Source organism: Mycolicibacterium aichiense, from assembly GCF_010726245.1.
GTDB lineage: Bacteria > Actinomycetota > Actinomycetes > Mycobacteriales > Mycobacteriaceae > Mycobacterium > Mycobacterium aichiense.
Genome location: NZ_AP022561.1, coordinates 2463867 through 2479633, shown reverse-complemented (window position 1 = coordinate 2479633; position 15767 = coordinate 2463867). Strand labels below are relative to the sequence as shown.

At 68.0% G+C, this 15767-nt stretch carries 13 protein-coding genes; 9 read left to right on the top strand and 4 right to left on the bottom strand.

Going from position 1 to position 15767, the window contains the following annotated elements; translation table 11 throughout:
* Positions 1-29 precede the first annotated feature (29 nt).
* Complete coding sequence (locus G6N32_RS11985; protein WP_115319786.1) at positions 30-986, top strand: COX15/CtaA family protein; 957 nt, start codon at positions 30-32, stop codon at positions 984-986.
* Here the strand turns inward: G6N32_RS11985 and G6N32_RS11980 are convergent.
* Positions 936-1886, bottom strand: a complete 951-nt coding sequence (locus G6N32_RS11980; RefSeq protein WP_115319785.1) for an ATP-grasp domain-containing protein — start codon at positions 1884-1886, stop codon at positions 936-938. The genes G6N32_RS11985 and G6N32_RS11980 overlap by 51 nt on opposite strands.
* Positions 1887-1904: 18 nt before the next feature.
* Here G6N32_RS11980 and G6N32_RS11975 point away from each other — a divergent pair, with 18 nt between their 5' ends.
* Positions 1905-2885: a quinone oxidoreductase family protein gene (locus G6N32_RS11975; RefSeq protein WP_115319784.1), complete on the top strand. Its 981-nt coding sequence runs from the start codon at positions 1905-1907 to the stop codon at positions 2883-2885.
* Here G6N32_RS11975 and G6N32_RS11970 read toward each other — a convergent pair.
* Positions 2882-3811 carry a heme o synthase gene (locus G6N32_RS11970; RefSeq protein ID WP_036337872.1) on the bottom strand — a complete coding sequence of 310 codons (930 nt, stop codon included), beginning with the start codon at positions 3809-3811 and terminating at the stop codon, positions 2882-2884. The two genes, G6N32_RS11975 and G6N32_RS11970, sit on opposite strands and share 4 nt — an antisense overlap.
* A gap of 234 nt (positions 3812-4045) precedes the next feature.
* On the opposite strand from G6N32_RS11970, the gene tkt reads away from it, so the two are divergent.
* From tkt to G6N32_RS11935, 7 genes are read left to right on the top strand one after another with little or no spacing between them, the layout of a single operon-like run.
* Positions 4046-6139, top strand: a complete 2094-nt coding sequence (gene tkt, locus G6N32_RS11965) for a transketolase (RefSeq protein WP_115319783.1) — start codon at positions 4046-4048, stop codon at positions 6137-6139.
* Positions 6140-6166: 27 nt separating this feature from the next.
* A complete protein-coding gene (tal, locus tag G6N32_RS11960) occupies positions 6167-7285 on the top strand; it encodes a transaldolase (protein WP_115319782.1) in 1119 nt (372 codons plus the stop codon).
* The gene (zwf, locus tag G6N32_RS11955) at positions 7282-8847 is read left to right on the top strand and encodes a glucose-6-phosphate dehydrogenase (protein WP_115319781.1); all 1566 of its coding nucleotides are present in this window, start codon (positions 7282-7284) and stop codon (positions 8845-8847) included. The genes tal and zwf overlap by 4 nt, the downstream gene beginning before the upstream one ends.
* A complete protein-coding gene (opcA, locus tag G6N32_RS11950; protein ID WP_115321108.1) occupies positions 8844-9755 on the top strand; it encodes a glucose-6-phosphate dehydrogenase assembly protein OpcA in 912 nt (303 codons plus the stop codon). The genes zwf and opcA overlap by 4 nt, the downstream gene beginning before the upstream one ends.
* A gap of 30 nt (positions 9756-9785) precedes the next feature.
* Positions 9786-10529 (top strand): 6-phosphogluconolactonase, encoded by a 744-nt coding sequence (pgl, locus tag G6N32_RS11945; RefSeq protein WP_115319780.1) that lies wholly within the window; start codon positions 9786-9788, stop codon positions 10527-10529.
* A gap of 4 nt (positions 10530-10533) precedes the next feature.
* Positions 10534-10920, top strand: a complete 387-nt coding sequence (locus G6N32_RS11940) for an ATPase (protein WP_115319779.1) — start codon at positions 10534-10536, stop codon at positions 10918-10920.
* Between the two features lie 9 nt (positions 10921-10929).
* Positions 10930-12246: a cytochrome P450 gene (locus G6N32_RS11935; RefSeq protein WP_115319778.1), complete on the top strand. Its 1317-nt coding sequence runs from the start codon at positions 10930-10932 to the stop codon at positions 12244-12246.
* A gap of 159 nt (positions 12247-12405) precedes the next feature.
* Here the strand turns inward: G6N32_RS11935 and G6N32_RS11930 are convergent, their stop codons facing one another.
* Entirely contained in the window at positions 12406-12873 is a 468-nt protein-coding gene (locus tag G6N32_RS11930; protein ID WP_115319777.1) for a DUF309 domain-containing protein, read from the bottom strand.
* Positions 12874-12876: 3 nt separating this feature from the next.
* Positions 12877-15672, bottom strand: coding sequence for a phosphoenolpyruvate carboxylase (ppc, locus tag G6N32_RS11925; protein WP_115319776.1), 2796 nt, complete (start codon positions 15670-15672; stop codon positions 12877-12879).
* Positions 15673-15767 lie beyond the last annotated feature (95 nt).

Below are 15767 nucleotides of genomic sequence, written 5' to 3'. Positions count from 1 at the left end.
CGTAGTTAGCCGTCCTCTACGATCAGGCCGTGCCCGTCGGACGGTTTTTTCTGCGGCTGGTGGACCTGCTGCCACTGCCGAGCCTGCGCGTCCAGCGCATCATCGCCGCCGCGGTCATCCTGACCCAGGGCGGGATCGCCGTCACCGGTGCCATCGTCCGGGTCACCGCATCCGGGCTGGGCTGCCCCACCTGGCCCCAGTGTTTCCCCGGCAGCTTCGTCCCGGTCCCGCACGCCGAGGTGCCGGGCATCCACCAAGCCGTCGAGTTCGGCAACCGAATGATCACCTTCCTCGTCGTGCTCACCGCGATCCTGGCGGTGTTGGCCGTGACCCGCGCCCGCCGCCGCCGGGAGGTGCTGATCTACGCCTGGCTGATGCCGGCGTCGACGGTGGTGCAGGCGGTGCTCGGCGGCATCACCGTGCTGACCGGGCTGGCGTGGTGGACGGTCGCGATCCACCTGCTGGCCTCGATGGCGATGGTCTGGCTGGCAACCCTGCTCTACGTCAAGATCGGCGAACCCGACGACGGCATCCCGACCGCGCTGGTGCCCAAACCGCTGCGGCATCTGACCGTGCTCGGTGCGCTGACGCTCGGCGCGACGCTGACCACCGGGACTCTGGTGACCGCCGCGGGCCCGCACGCCGGCGACAAGAGCCCACAGCGCACGGTGCCTCGGCTCGAGGTCGAGATCCTCACGCTGGTGCACATGCACTCCACGCTGCTGATCGCCTACCTGGCACTGCTGATCGGGCTGGCCGCCGGTCTGCAGGCGGTGTTCGCGCCGCGGTCCATATTGAAGCGGTTGGCGGTGCTCGTCGGTTTGGTGCTGGCCCAAGGACTGGTCGGCGCGGTGCAGTTCTTCACTGGCGTGCCTGCCGCACTGGTGGCCGTGCACGTCGCCGGCGCGGCGGCCTGCACCGCGGCCACCGCGGCGCTATGGGCGTCGATGCGACAGCGGGCCGAGCCCAAGACGCTCACACGCTGACTCGACCTCGAGCGCGAACGCCCGCTGCCGCAGGTCACGGGTCCGCTCGTCGAGCTGGCGCCAGCCGAGGCCGGGCTCGATCACCTCGAGCTCCAGCACCAGCGGGTCGTCGGCGCCACCGATGAGATCGACGCGGGCATAAAGCAATTCACTGGTCTCGATACCCAGATGGCGACCCGCGGCGGCCAGCGCCGCCACGCCGACGTCCCACATCGCGAAGTCCGGATCAGCCGGGGCCAGCGACTCCTCCACGTAAGTGCCGGACTCGTGCAGCGCGGCCGTCTGCCCTTCCGGCGGCAGCATCGGGCCTTTGGTGAACGCATGCGACTGCCGGCCGCCGAGGAACACCAGCGCGGTCTCCCCCTGCTCCACCCGGGCATCGTAGGGCTGCACCAGTGCCGTACGTCCGCTGTCCTGCAGCGCGGCGATGTGCGCGCGCGCCGCGCCCCGGTCGACGAACCGGCCGGTGTCGATCGAGCCGGCGCCGATCGCGGGTTTGACCACGATCTCGCCCTTCGGCAGTCGCACCGTGTCCCCGGGTCCGAAGAAGTACGACGCGACGGTCGGCACGCCCGCGTCGGCCAGGTCCTGCAGGTAGCGCTTATCGCTGTTCCACGCCACCACGTCGGGGGCGTTGAGCAGGTGGCGCACCCGCCGGGTCCAGGCCAGGAATTCCTCGCGGCGTTCGGCGTAATCCCAGGCGGCGCGCAGGATCACCAGGTCGGCGGTCTCGGTCTGCGGGTCGTCCCAGGACAGCCAGCGGGCGTGCAGCCCGCGCGTGCGCAGCGCGGCGACCAGGCCGTCGTCGTCGCCGTCGCCGCAGACGAGCTGCGGGCAGCCGGCCAGCACGATGCTCGGATGGAAGACGTCGGGACGTGCCAGATTCGGGCGAGGGCTCACAGCGGGGATGATAGTGACATGCACGCAATCGAAGTCGCCGAGACGGGCGGTCCCGAGGTCCTGAACTACGTCGAGAGGCCGCAGCCCACACCCGGCCCGGCCGAGGTGCTCATCGCCGCGGACGCGATCGGCGTCAATTACATCGACACCTACTTCCGGTCCGGCCTCTATCCGCGGGAGCTGCCGTTCGTGGTCGGCACCGAGGTGTGCGGCACGATCGTGGCGGTCGGTGACGACGTCGCCGCCATCAAGGCCGGGGATCGCGTGGTCACCGCGGTGGCATCCGGCGCCTATGCCGAGTTCTGCACCGCCCCGGCCGATTTCGTTGCCTACGTTCCCGATTCGGTGCCCTCGGACGCCATCGCCTCGGCGCTGCTCAAGGGTATGACGGCGCACTACCTGATCAAGTCGGTGTACGCGGTGCAGGCCCGCGATTTCGTGCTCGTGCACGCCGGGGCCGGCGGCGTCGGACTGATCCTCACCCAGTGGGCCACCAGCCTGGGCGCCCGGGTGATCACCACCGCCTCCAGCCCGCAGAAGGCGGAGCTGTCCCGGCAGGCAGGCGCGATCGAGGTGCTCGACTACCCCGAGGACCCCGCCGAGTTCGCCGCCACGATCCGCGACCTCACCAACGGACACGGTGTCGCCGCCGTCTACGACGGTGTGGGCAAGACCACCTTCGACGCCAGCCTCGCGAGCCTGGCGATCCGCGGCACGCTGGCCTTGTTCGGCGCGTCCAGCGGACCCGTCCCCCCGGTGGACCCGCAGCGGCTCAACGCCGCCGGGTCGGTCTTCCTCACCCGGCCCAACCTCGCCCACTTCACCCGCACGCCGGACGAATTCGCCTGGCGCGCCGGTGAACTACTGGATGCGATCGCATCCGGTGCGATCACGATCACGGTCGGCGGCCACTATCCGCTGGCCGAAGCCGCTCAGGCGCACCGGGATTTGCAGGGCCGCAAGACGACCGGCTCGATCGTGCTGCTGCCGCAGAACTAGCTGAACAGCGTCGGCAGCGCCAGCGCCGAGTCGACGGCGAGGGCGACGAACACCAGCGCCAGATAGTTGTTCGACTGCAGGAACAGTCGCAGCGGCTTGACCGGGTTGCCGCGGCGCACGCCGGCATGCAGCCGGTGCGCCATGATCAGGAACCAGGCGCCGGCCAGTGCGGCCACCGAGCCGTACAGCCAGCCCGCGGCAGGCGCGAGGGCCAGCGTGGCGATCACGGTCAGCCAGGTGTAGATCAGGATCTGCTTGGTGACCTGCAACTCGGTGGCGACCACGGGCAGCATGGGCACGCCCGCGGCGCGGTAGTCGTCCTTGTACTTCATGGCCAGCGCCCAGGTGTGCGGCGGCGTCCAGAAGAAGATGATCGCGAACATCACCAGCGCCTGCCAGCCGATCGTGTCGGTGACGGCGGACCAGCCGATCATCACCGGCATGCAGCCGGCCGCCCCGCCCCACACCACGTTCTGCGAGGTGCGGCGCTTGAGCAGCAGGGTGTAGACGAGCACGTAGAACGCGATGGTGGCCGCGGCCAGGTGCGCCGAGAGCAGGTTGGTGGTCCACCACAGCCAGAAGAACGAGCCGACCGAGAGCGTCAGCCCGAACACCAGGGCGTGGCTGCGGGGCACGGTGGCCCGGGCCAGCGGCCGCCGCTCGGTGCGCTTCATCACCTTGTCGATGTCGGCGTCGGCCACACAGTTGAGGGTGTTGGCGCCCGCTGCGGCCAGCAGGCCGCCGAACAAGGTGTTGAGGATGAGCGGCAGGTCGACGGTGCCGCGGCCGGCCAACAGCATGGCCGGAATCGTGGTGACGAGGAGCAGCTCGATGACCCGCGGCTTGGTCAGGGCGAGGTATCCCAGGAGCCTGTCGCGGAACCGAATGGGCGCCCCGTCAACGAGGTGCACTTCGCGAACTCTCACGCAACTGACTCCTGACCAGACGATCTACTACAGAGGATGGTAGTCGTCCCCGGACGGCGTTCGACACCGAAGGGTCGATTCACGGTGATTCCACCGTGATGACACAGTTCCAGGTGTAGATCTTCACCCGCGGGTAACGCTGGTAGCAGCACTATGCAGCCAAGCACCACGCGGCATTAGGGTGAAGAGGACCACCCCAGCTTGCCGCACGTTGACTAAGCCAGGAGCGAGTTTGTGACCACTGTCGAAGAGATCGCCACGCTGACCCAGCCCCACCACCCGGACGACTGGACGGAGCTTGACTCCAAGGCCGTCGATACGGTGCGGGTGCTGGCCGCCGACGCGGTGCAGAAGGTCGGCAACGGCCACCCGGGAACAGCCATGAGCCTGGCGCCGCTGGCCTACACGCTGTTCCAGCGGGTGATGCAGCACGATCCGAGCGACACCCACTGGCTGGGTCGCGACCGGTTCATCCTGTCCTGCGGGCACAGCAGCCTGACGCTGTACCTGCAGCTGTACTTGGGCGGGTTCGGCCTGGAGCTCTCGGATATCGAGTCGCTGCGCACCTGGGGTTCCAAGACTCCCGGCCACCCGGAGTTCCGGCACACCCTGGGCGTGGAGATCACCACCGGCCCGCTGGGTCAGGGCCTGGCCTCCGCGGTGGGCATGGCCATGGCCGCCCGCTACGAACGCGGGCTGTTCGACCCGGACGCCCCGGCCGGGACCAGCCCGTTTGACCACCACATCTACGTCATCGCCTCCGACGGTGACATCGAAGAGGGCATCACCAGCGAGGCGTCGTCACTGGCGGGCACCCAGCAGCTGGGCAACCTCATCGTGTTCTACGACCACAACAAGATCTCGATCGAGCACGACACCGACATCGCGCTGTCCGAGGACGTCCCGGCCCGCTACCGCGCCTATGGCTGGCACGTGCAGGAAGTCGAGGGCGGCGAGAACGTCGTCGGAATCGAGGCGGCCATCGCCGAGGCCAAGAAGGTGACCGACAAGCCGTCGTTCATCGCGGTCCGGACGATCATCGGCTATCCGGCTCCGACCAAGATGAACACCGGTGGTGTGCACGGCGCCGCGCTGGGTGACGACGAGGTGGCCGCCACGAAGAAGGTCCTCGGTTTCGATCCGGACAAGAAGTTCGAGGTGCACGACGAGGTCATCGCGCACACCCGCAAACTCGTCGACCGCGGTCGCGAGGCGCACGAGAAGTGGCAGGGCGACTTCGACGCCTGGGCGCAGCGCGAACCGGAGCGCAAGGCGCTGCTCGACCGGCTGCTGGCGCAGGAACTGCCTGACGGCTGGGACTCCGACATCACCTACTGGGAGCCCGGCTCCAAGGCGGTGGCCACTCGCGCCGCCTTCGGCCAGGTCCTCAACGACGTCGCGCCCAAGCTGCCCGAATTGTGGGGTGGCTCAGCCGATCTGGCGGGCAGCAACAACACCACGATCAAGGGTGTGAAGTCGTTCGGGCCGCCGTCGATCTCTACCGAGGACTTCACTGCCGACTGGTACGGCCGGGTGCTGCACTTCGGTATCCGTGAGCACGCGATGGGCGCGATCCTGTCCGGCATCGTGCTGCACGGGCCGACCCGCGCCTTCGGCGGGACGTTCCTGCAGTTCTCCGACTACATGCGGGCCTCGGTGCGACTGGCCTCGCTGATGGACATCGACACCATCTACATCTGGACGCACGACTCGATCGGCCTGGGCGAGGACGGCCCCACCCACCAGCCGATCGAGCACCTGGCGGCACTGCGGGCGATCCCGAAGCTGTCGGTGGTGCGTCCCGGCGATCCCAACGAGACCGCCTACGCCTGGCGCAGCATCGTCGCCCGCGGCAACGGCGCGGGCCCGGTCGGTTTCATCCTGACCCGCCAGGGCATTCCGGTGCTCGAAGGCACCAGCGCCGAGGGTGTCGAACGTGGCGGCTATGTGCTCGGCGGTGGTAATCCGGCCGACGACGCCGACGTGATCATCATCGCCACCGGTTCCGAGTTGCAGCTGGCGGTCGATGCGCAGAAGTTGTTGGCGGCCAAGGACATCAACGCCTATGTGGTGTCGATGCCGTGTGTCGAGTGGTTCAACTCGCAGCCGCAGGAGTACCGCGACAGCGTCCTTCCGCCCGACGTGTCGGCCCGGGTCGCGGTGGAGGCCGGTGTGGCGCAGAGCTGGTACCGGTTCGTCGGCGACACCGGCGAGATCATCTCCATCGAGCACTACGGCGAATCCGCCGACGACAAGACCTTGTTCCGCGAGTTCGGGTTCACCGCCGAAGCCGTCGCCGACGCCGCGGAACGCGTGATCGACAACTAACCCGTACGACCAATTGAAGGGAACGTCATGGCACAGAATCCGAACCTCGCCGCGCTGTCGGCGGCCGGTGTGTCCGTCTGGCTCGACGACCTGTCCCGGGACCGGCTGCGGTCGGGCAACCTGCAGGAGCTGATCGACACCCACGGCGTCGTCGGGGTCACCACCAACCCGTCGATCTTCCAGGCCGCCCTGTCCAACGGAAACGCTTACGACGCACAGGTTTCCGAGCTCGCCGAGCGCGGCGCCGACGTCGACGCGACGATCCGCACCGTCACCACCGACGATGTCCGGGAGGCGTGCGACGTACTGCGCCCGCAGTGGGAGGCCTCCGACGGCGTCGACGGCCGGGTCTCGATCGAGGTCGACCCGCGCCTGGCGCACGACACCGACAAGACCATCCTGCAGGCCATCGAGCTGTGGAAGATCGTCGACCGGCCCAACCTGCTGATCAAGATTCCGGCCACCGAAGCGGGCGTGCCCGCCATCGCGTCGGTGTTGGCCGAGGGTATCTCGGTCAATGTGACGCTGATCTTCTCCGTGGAGCGCTACCGGCTGGTGATGGACGCCTACCTGCAGGGCTTGGAGAAGGCCAAGGAAGCCGGCCACGACCTGTCCAAGATCCATTCCGTCGCGTCGTTCTTCGTGTCCCGGGTGGACACCGAGATCGACAAGCGGCTGGAGAAAATCGGATCGGATGACGCGCTGGCCCTGCGCGGCCAGGCCGGCGTTGCCAACGCGCGGCTGGCCTACGCCGCCTACGACGAGGTGTTCCTCGGCGGCGACCGCTTCCGCGCGCTGGCCGATGCCGGCGCCCGCGTGCAGCGTCCGTTGTGGGCGTCCACCGGCGTCAAGAATCCGGACTATTCCGACACCCTCTACGTCACCGAGCTGGTCGCCCCCAACACGGTCAACACCATGCCGGAGAAGACGATGGACGCAGTGGCCGACCACGGGGTCGTCACCGGCGACACCATCACCGGCACCGCGGGCGCGGCGCAGGAAGTGTTCGACAAGCTCGACGCCATCGGCGTCGACCTGCGTGACGTCTTCCTGCTGCTGGAGAACGAGGGCGTCGAGAAGTTCGAGAAGTCGTGGCAGGAACTGCTCGACGCGACTCAGGACCAGCTCGACGCCGCGGCCAAATGACGGACCGTCCCGTACCCGGGGTGGTAGCGCCCGCACCGACCAGCTGGCACAACCCGCTGCGCGACAAGCGGGACAAGCGGATGCCGATGATCGCCGGCCCGTGCGGTGTGGTGATCTTCGGTGTCACAGGCGATCTGGCCCGCAAGAAGCTGATGCCGGCGATCTACGACCTGGCCAACCGCGGCCTGCTGCCGCCGTCGTTCTCGCTGGTCGGTTTCGCCCGCCGGGACTGGGCCGACGAGGATTTCGGCGCCATCGTGCACGATGCGGTCTGCCAGCATGCCCGCACGCCGTTTCGCCAGGAGGTGTGGGACCGGCTGGCCGAGGGCTTCCGGTTCGTCCAGGGCTCCTTCGACGATGAGGCGTCGTTCGGCCGGCTGGCCGAGACGCTCGAGAAGCTCGATGTGGAACGCGGCACCGGTGGCAATCACGCCTTCTACCTGTCGATTCCGCCGAAAGCCTTCCCGGTGGTGTGCGAGCAGCTGAAGAAGTCCGGGCTGGCGCGCCAGCAGGAGGGCCGCTGGAGCCGGGTGGTCATCGAGAAACCGTTCGGCCACGACCTGCAGAGCGCGATCGAGCTCAACCAGGTGGTCAACAGCGTCTTCCCCGAGGAGTCGGTGTTCCGCATCGACCACTACCTCGGCAAGGAGACGGTGCAGAACATCCTGGCGCTGCGCTTCGCCAACGAACTGTTCGAGCCGATCTGGAACAACCATTACGTCGACAGCGTGCAGATCACGATGGCCGAGGACATCGGCCTCGGTGGTCGCGGCGGCTACTACGACGGAATCGGCGCGGCGCGCGACGTCATCCAGAACCATCTGCTGCAGCTGCTGGCGCTCACCGCGATGGAGGAGCCGGTCAGCTTCCACCCGGACGAGGTGAAAGCCGAGAAGATCAAGGTGCTGTCAGCGACGTCGCTCGCGCAGCCATTGGATCTGACCACAGCGCGCGGCCAGTACACCGCGGGGTGGCAGGGCGGCGAGAAGGTCGTCGGACTGCTCGACGAGGAGGGCTTCTCGAAGACGTCCACCACCGAGACGTTCGCAGCGATCACCCTCGACGTCGACACCCGGCGCTGGGCCGGTGTGCCGTTCTATCTGCGGACCGGAAAGCGGTTGGGCCGCAGGGTGACCGAAGTAGCGCTGGTGTTCCGCCGTGCTCCGCACCTGCCGTTCGACGCGACCATGACCGAGGAATTGGGCAAGAACGCGTTGGTGATCCGCGTCCAGCCGGACGAGGGCATCACGCTGCGCTTCGGGTCGAAGGTGCCCGGCAGTGCCATGGAGGTCCGCGACGTCAACATGGACTTCTCCTACGGGTCGGCGTTCGCCGAGGATTCACCCGAGGCCTACGAGCGGCTGATCCTCGACGTCCTGCTCGGCGAGCCGTCGTTGTTCCCGGGCAACGCCGAGGTCGAATTGTCTTGGGAGATCCTGGATCCCGTGCTCGATTACTGGGCTGCGCACGGCAAGCCTGATCCTTACGAGTCGGGCACCTGGGGGCCCGATTCGGCGTTCGAGGTGCTGCAGCGGTCCGGTCGCGAATGGAGGCGTCCATGATTGTCGACTTGCCCGATACGACGACCAACGCACTCAACAAGAAGATCACCGCGCTGCGCGAAGAGGGCGGCGCAATCACGCTGGGCCGGGTGCTGACCTTGGTGGTCGCGCCCGACACCGAGGCCCGGGTCGAGGATTCCATCGAGGCGGCGGTGGCGGCGAGCCGGGAACATCCCTGCCGCATCATCGTGGTGGTCCCCGCGGACCGGCTGGCGAACGAAGCGCGGCTGGACGGTCAGCTCCGCGTCGGCGCCGACGCCGGTGCGGGCGAGGTGGTGGTGCTTCGCATCTCCGGTCCGCTGTCGAACCACGCCAGCAGTGTGGTGCTGCCCTTCCTGCTGCCCGATACCCCGGTGGTGGCGTGGTGGCCGGGCGTCGCACCGGCCAAACCCGCCGAGGATCCGTTGGGCCGCCTGGCAATTCGCCGGATCACCGATGCCACCGGAACCGAAGACCCGCTGGCGGCGATCAAGAGCAGGCTGAAGGGCTACACCGACGGCGACACCGATCTGGCCTGGAGCCGGATCACCTACTGGCGCGCGCTGCTCGCGTCGGCGGTGGATCAGGCGCCGTACGAGCCGCTCACGTCGGCGTCGGTGTCCGGGCTGAAGGACGAGCCGGCCCTCGACATCCTGGCGGGCTGGCTGGCCAGCCGGATCGACGGCACCGTGACCCGCGCCGTCGGCGAGTTGAAGGTCGAATTGGTGCGGGCCTCCGAGACCGTGACACTGGCCCGCCCACAGGAAGGGGTCACCGCGACCCTGACCCGCACCGACCGCCCGGAGGCGCTGCTGCCGTTGCCGCGCCGGGAGACCCGCGAATGCCTTGCCGAGGATCTTCGCCGGCTCGACGCCGACGAGATTTACCACGAGGCGCTGGCGGGTATTGAAAAGGTGCAGTACGTCTAGTCGAGCCGCGTCGAATCGAAAGGTCGCGATGTGAACCAGATAGTCGAGACCTATCCCGACACCTCAGCGCTGGTGGCCGCCGTCGGCGACCGGCTGGTTGGGGCGATCACCGCTGCCATCGCCGCACGCGGACAGGCATTCATCGTGTTGACCGGTGGCGGAACGGGAATCAACCTGCTCAAGCATGTCGGCGCACACGATGAGGCGATCGACTGGTCGAAGGTGCACCTCTTCTGGGGCGACGAACGCTACGTCCCCGCTGACGACGACGAGCGCAACGACAAGCAGGCCCGCGAGGCGCTGCTCGACCACATCGACATCCCGGACAGCAACGTGCACCCGATGGCGGCCAGCGACGGCGAGTTCGGTGACGACCTGGACGCCGCGGCGCTGGCCTACGAGAGTGTGCTCGCCGCCAACGCCGGTCCGGGTGAGCGCACACCGGTGTTCGACGTGCACCTGCTGGGGATGGGGCCGGAGGGCCACATCAACTCGCTGTTCCCGCACACTCCGGCGGTCGCGGAGACCAAGCGGCTGGTCGTCGGTGTCGAGGACTCCCCCAAACCGCCGCCCCGCCGCATCACGCTGACCCTGCCCGCCGTGAACCGTTCGCGCGAGGTGTGGCTGGTGGTATCGGGTGCGGGCAAGGCCGAGGCGGTCGCCGAAGCCGTCGGGGGCGCCAAGCCCGCCGACTGGCCGGCGGCCGGCGCAAAAGGCCGCGACGCCACGGTTTGGCTTCTCGACACCGAGGCGGCCGGCAAGCTGCCAGACTGACTCCATGGTTGACAAGCCGCCCCCGCCACGGTCGGGCCGGGACCGGATCAAGACCCTGGCCCAGGCGGCGCTCAACGCCGACGTCACCGTCGACCAGCTCGACACCATCCTGTCCGGGATGAGCGAGGCGCTCACCGATCTGAACCAGACCATGAGCGGAATGAACGGGACCCTCGAGTACTTCGAGGAGACGCTGGTCGTCTTCAACTCCACGTTGAGCCGCATCGACGAGCTGGCGCCCCGGCTCGACGCGGTGGTCGCGCGCATGGAAGGGATCGTCGAGCGCGTGGAACGCATCGTGGGCGTCGGCGAGGCGGTCATTTCACCGCTGGCCGCCACCGAGTCGGCCATCCGCGGGGTGGTCAGCGCGATCCGCCGCCAGGGCCGCTAGCGCGCCACCATGGGCCTGCACGTCACAACCCGGGTGCACTGGTTGTTGGATTACGGACTTGCCCGTTCGGTGCTCACGCTGCTCGCTCGCCGCGGAGACCCGTTCGCCCGGCTCGTCATCGACAACGGTAGCCCCGAGAACACCTATCGCCTCATCGAGGAGATTCGCCAGCGGGGTCGACTGTCTCCCGGAATCGGAGGCGGTTGGGTCACCGCCGACGCACAGATCGTCCGAAACGTGCTGCGCGACGACCGATTCCGGACCGTCAAACCGCAGGATCGGTTTCCTGTTCGCGCGGTCCGGTGGGTGGCCGGCAAGACGGCCCCGGACATGATGAATCCCGTCGAGCCGCCTTCGCTCCTGGTGGTGGATCCACCGGTACACACTCGGTTGCGCCGGCTGGTATCGCGTGCTTTCACACCGCGCGCGATCGACGGACTGCGCAGCCGCATCCACGAGATCGCCAACAGGGTGCTCGACGATCTCGAGGGCCAGTCGCACTGCGATCTGATCGCCGCCTTCGCAGCCCGGATCCCCATCGAGGTCATCGCCGAGATGCTGGGAGTCCCCCGCGACGAGATACCGGCGCTCCACGCCTTCGCCGACCCTGCCGCCAAGCTACTGACCACAACCGTGCCCGCCTGGAACGACTTCTACACCGCCTCGGTAGCCCTGCGCGAATTCGAGAGCTACATCGCCGCTCATATCGAGCGACTTCGGCTCTGCGACGCGGACAACAGCATCTTGTCCGCCGTGCTCCACGACAGCGACCTGACCGAGGACGAGGTCAGGATGTTCGCCGGCCTGCTGCTCGGTGCCGGATTCATCACCACCACACACGCATTCGGCAACGCGGTGGTGGCGCTTCTGCGGCATCCGGACCAGCTGGCGCGTCTGCAAGCGCATCCCGAAGGCTGGCCCAACGCAGTCGAGGAGACGCTCCGCTACGACTCCGTCGCCCAAATCGGGTTGCGGGTGGCGACCAAGCCAGTGCAGATCGAGGGCTGCGCCATCGACGAAGGGCAGGCAGTGTTCGTGCTCATCGCCGGAGCCAACCGCGACCCGGCGATCTTCGAGCATCCGCACGACTTCGACACCACACGCGCCAAGGCCCGCGACCACCTCAGTTTCAGTTCCGGCATTCACGTCTGCATCGGCGCAGCACTCGCCCGCTTGGAACTCAGCATCGGCCTGGAAGCACTGTTTCGGCGCTTTCCAGCTCTCGCGCTGGACGGCGAACCGACGCTCAACGACAGCACGTTGCTGCGTGGGGTGAAGCGCCTACCCGTCAGCCTGGGAGCCGCACCGCGAGATGCCAGCGGCTAGGCGTTACCACCAGGGGTCGCCGGGATCGGTGCCTGACCACTCGCCCAAGACCTCTGCCGCGGTCTGCGGTAGCGGTCCGAGCAGTTCGGCGGTGTTCTCCAGGGAGCAGTCGGGTTGTGTCATACCGGTTTTGACGCTATCGAGCGGCTGTTGGTTCCGTCACGAGGTCAAGTGCGGCCGCAGCCGCTCGGGATCGATCTCGACGCCGCCCGTGAGATCGTCTGCGAGCGCGGTCCCGGTTGCGGTCAGACCGTTGATGTCGATGCCGTAGGGCGCGCCCGGAACGTCGGCCAGCAGTGCTGATGCCCGGCGCAGCAGGGCGGCGGCACCCGTGCGATTGCCGCGTTGGATGTGGGTGACACCGACCGCGAACTGGGCCAGACCCTGCCACAGCGGCCGCTCGTCATCGGGGCCGTTCTTCCAGGCCGCCTCGAAGACCTCGTGGGCGTGGAACGCCTGGCCGCGACTCAGCAGATCCTGCGCGTAGGCCACGGTCTCGGCCGGCGGGAGATTCAGGTCGTCGGGAATGCGGGGCTCGCCGGGTTCGCCCGGCGGCAGTGGTCGGCCCAGCGCGTCGCGGGCCCTGGCATTGCGGGGCCTGCCGGATTCGTCGCGGTCGCGATCCATCGGCTAGCCGCTGTTGCGCAGCGCCGACGCCAGCCCACTCATGGTGAGCAGGATGCCGCGCTGGACCAGCTCGTCGTCGTCTCCGGACCGGTAGCGGCGCAACAGCTCGACCTGTAAGTGGTTGAGCGGCTCCAGGTATGGAAAGCGGTTGAACACCGATCTGGCCAGTGCCGGGTTGTCGGCGAGCAGGTCGTCCTGCCCGGTGATCAGCTGATGGATCCGCAGCGTGCGGCCGTACTCGGCGACGATCTTGTCGAACACCCGGGAGCGGAGTTCCTCGTCGTCGACCAGCTCGGAATACCGGGCGGCCAAGCCCATGTCGGCCTTGGCCAGCACCTGCGCCATGTTGGAGAGCACGGTGGCGAAGAACGGCCAGTTCTTGTACAGCTCCTGTAGTACTTCGAGCCGGCCGTCGCCGTCGGCGATCCACTCCTCGACCGCGGTGCCCGTGCCATACCAGCCGGGCAACATCACCCGCGACTGGCTCCAGGCCAGCACCCACGGGATGGCCCGCAGATCGGAGATCGATGTGGTGGGTTTGCGCGAAGTCGGCCTGCTGCCGATATTGAGTGAGCCGATCTCGCTGACCGGTGTCGAGGCCTTGAAGTAGTCGACGAACCCCGGTGTCTCGTGGACCAATTCGGCGTAAGCCCGCTGGGCGCGAGCGGCGAGGTCGTCGAGCACCTCGTACGCCTGTTCGGCGAGGTCGCCGAGTCCCTCGGTGTCGAGCAGCGTCGACTCCAGCGTGGCGGCCAGCAGGGTCTCCAGGTTGCGGTGCGCGATCCGCGGCTCGGCGTACTTGGCGGCGATCACCTCGCCCTGTTCGGTCAGCCGCAGCGAGCCGTTCACCGCACCCGGGGGCTGGGCCAGGATCGCGTCGTAGCTCGGGCCGCCGCCGCGGCCGACGGTGCCGCCGCGACCATGGAAGAGCCGCAACCGGATACCGGTCTTGCGGGCCGATTCCACGAGATCCAGTTCGGCGCGGTAGAGCGCCCAGTTCGCGGCCAGGTACCCGCCGTCCTTGTTGGAGTCCGAATAGCCGAGCATCACCTCCTGACTTTCACCTCGGGCGTGCACCATCGCGCGGTAGAGCGGCAGGTCCAGCGCCGACTCGAGGATCGAGGCACCGCGCTGCAGGTCGTCGATCGTTTCGAACAGCGGAACGATGCCGACGGGCGCGTACACGTCCTCCCCTGAAACATCCAGCAGCCCAGCTTCTTTCAGCAGTATCGCGGCCTCCAGCATGTCCGAGACCGACTGACACATCGAGATGATGTAGTTGGGCACTGCTTCGGGGCCGAACACCCTGACCGCGCGGGCGGCGGCGAAGACGATGTCGAGCTCCTTGCGAGCCAGCTCGGAGAGCTCGGAATCGTCGCGCACCAGCGGGCGGCGGGTCGCGAGCTCGGCGGCCAGCACCTCGACTCGGTCCGGCTCGGACAGCGACGCATAGTCCGGATGCACCCCGGCCCAGGCCAGTAGTTCGGCGATGACCTCTTCATGCACCTCGGAGTTCTGCCGCATGTCCAGGCTGCTCAGGTGAAAACCGAAGACGTCCACGGCTTCCCGCAACCGGGCCAGCCGGTCGTCGGCCAGTAGCGCGCTGCCGTTGGCGCGCAGCGAGGCGTCGATGGTGTCCAGGTCGGCGAGCAGTTCGTCGGGTATCTCGTACGGCTCGAGGCCGAGATCGAGAGTGTGCGCCGGTTCGCGATCGAGAATGGCTTGACCGGTCGCGGTGAGCCGGGCGTGCACCACGCGCAGTGCCCGCCGGTAGGGCTCGTCCATCCGGGCCGGCTCATGGCAGGCGTCGGCCAGCGTGACGAGAGCGTCGGTGGTCTTCACCAGCCGCGCCGACATCGACAACTCCTGCTCGAGCTTGTTGAGCTCGGCGAGGTAGTGGCCCAGCGCGGTGTAGGCGGCGCTGCCGGTGGCCAGCCGGACCACGTCGGCGGTGACGTTGGGGTTTCCGTCGCGATCACCGCCGATCCACGAGCCCGGCCGCAGGATCGGCTCGGGCAGCAGATCGGCGTCGGGCCAGCGGGTCCGCAGCGCGTTGCGAACCTCGGCATTCACCTTCGGGATCACGTCAAAGAATGCCGCCGGGTAGTACCGCAGGCCGACTTCGATCTCGTCCTGAATCTTCAAGCGGGACAACCGGATCAGTGCGGTCTGCCACAGCGTGAGGATCTGCCTGCGCAGTTCGGTCTCGACCGGCCGGCCGTCCTCGGTTTCGTCCTGACCGTGCAGCCGTACCCGCATCAGCTGGGTGATGCGGTGCTGGGTGTCGAAGACGGTGCGCCTGCGGGTCTCGGTGGGGTGGGCGGTGATGACCGGTGCCACCAATGCCCCTGTGAGCGCTTTCTGTACCGTCGCCGCGTCCAGCTGCGCGGCATCGAGCTTGCCGTAGGTCGCGGCGAGGGTGCTGTTCTGCGCCGGTTCCCCGGCAGCGACGTGGATCGCGCGGCGCCGTTCACGGTGGATGTCCTCGGCGACGTTGGCCAGCAGGGCGAAGTGACTGAACGCCCGGATCACCGGGATGGCCCGGTGGACATCGATGCCGTCGAACAGCTGGGCCAGCTCGGACCGGTCGATCTCGGATCGGCGCACCCGGAACGATTCGACGCGGGCCTTTTCGACGAGGTCGAACACCTCGTCGCCGTTCTGCTCACGCACGGTGTCACCGAGGATCGCCCCGAGCAGCCGAATGTCCTCCCGCATCGGCTCGGTGGCCTCCCGCCCGACCTGGGTGCGCTGTACCGCGCCGATAGGTTCCAGCGACACGTCCGGAGCTTCAGCCATCCCCCAAGTATTCCGGTGTCCGCTGTGGGCTGCAGGGCGTGGGGTCGTGGCGTCATCCACAGACCCGGATTCATCCCCAGGTTGACGTTTCTGCA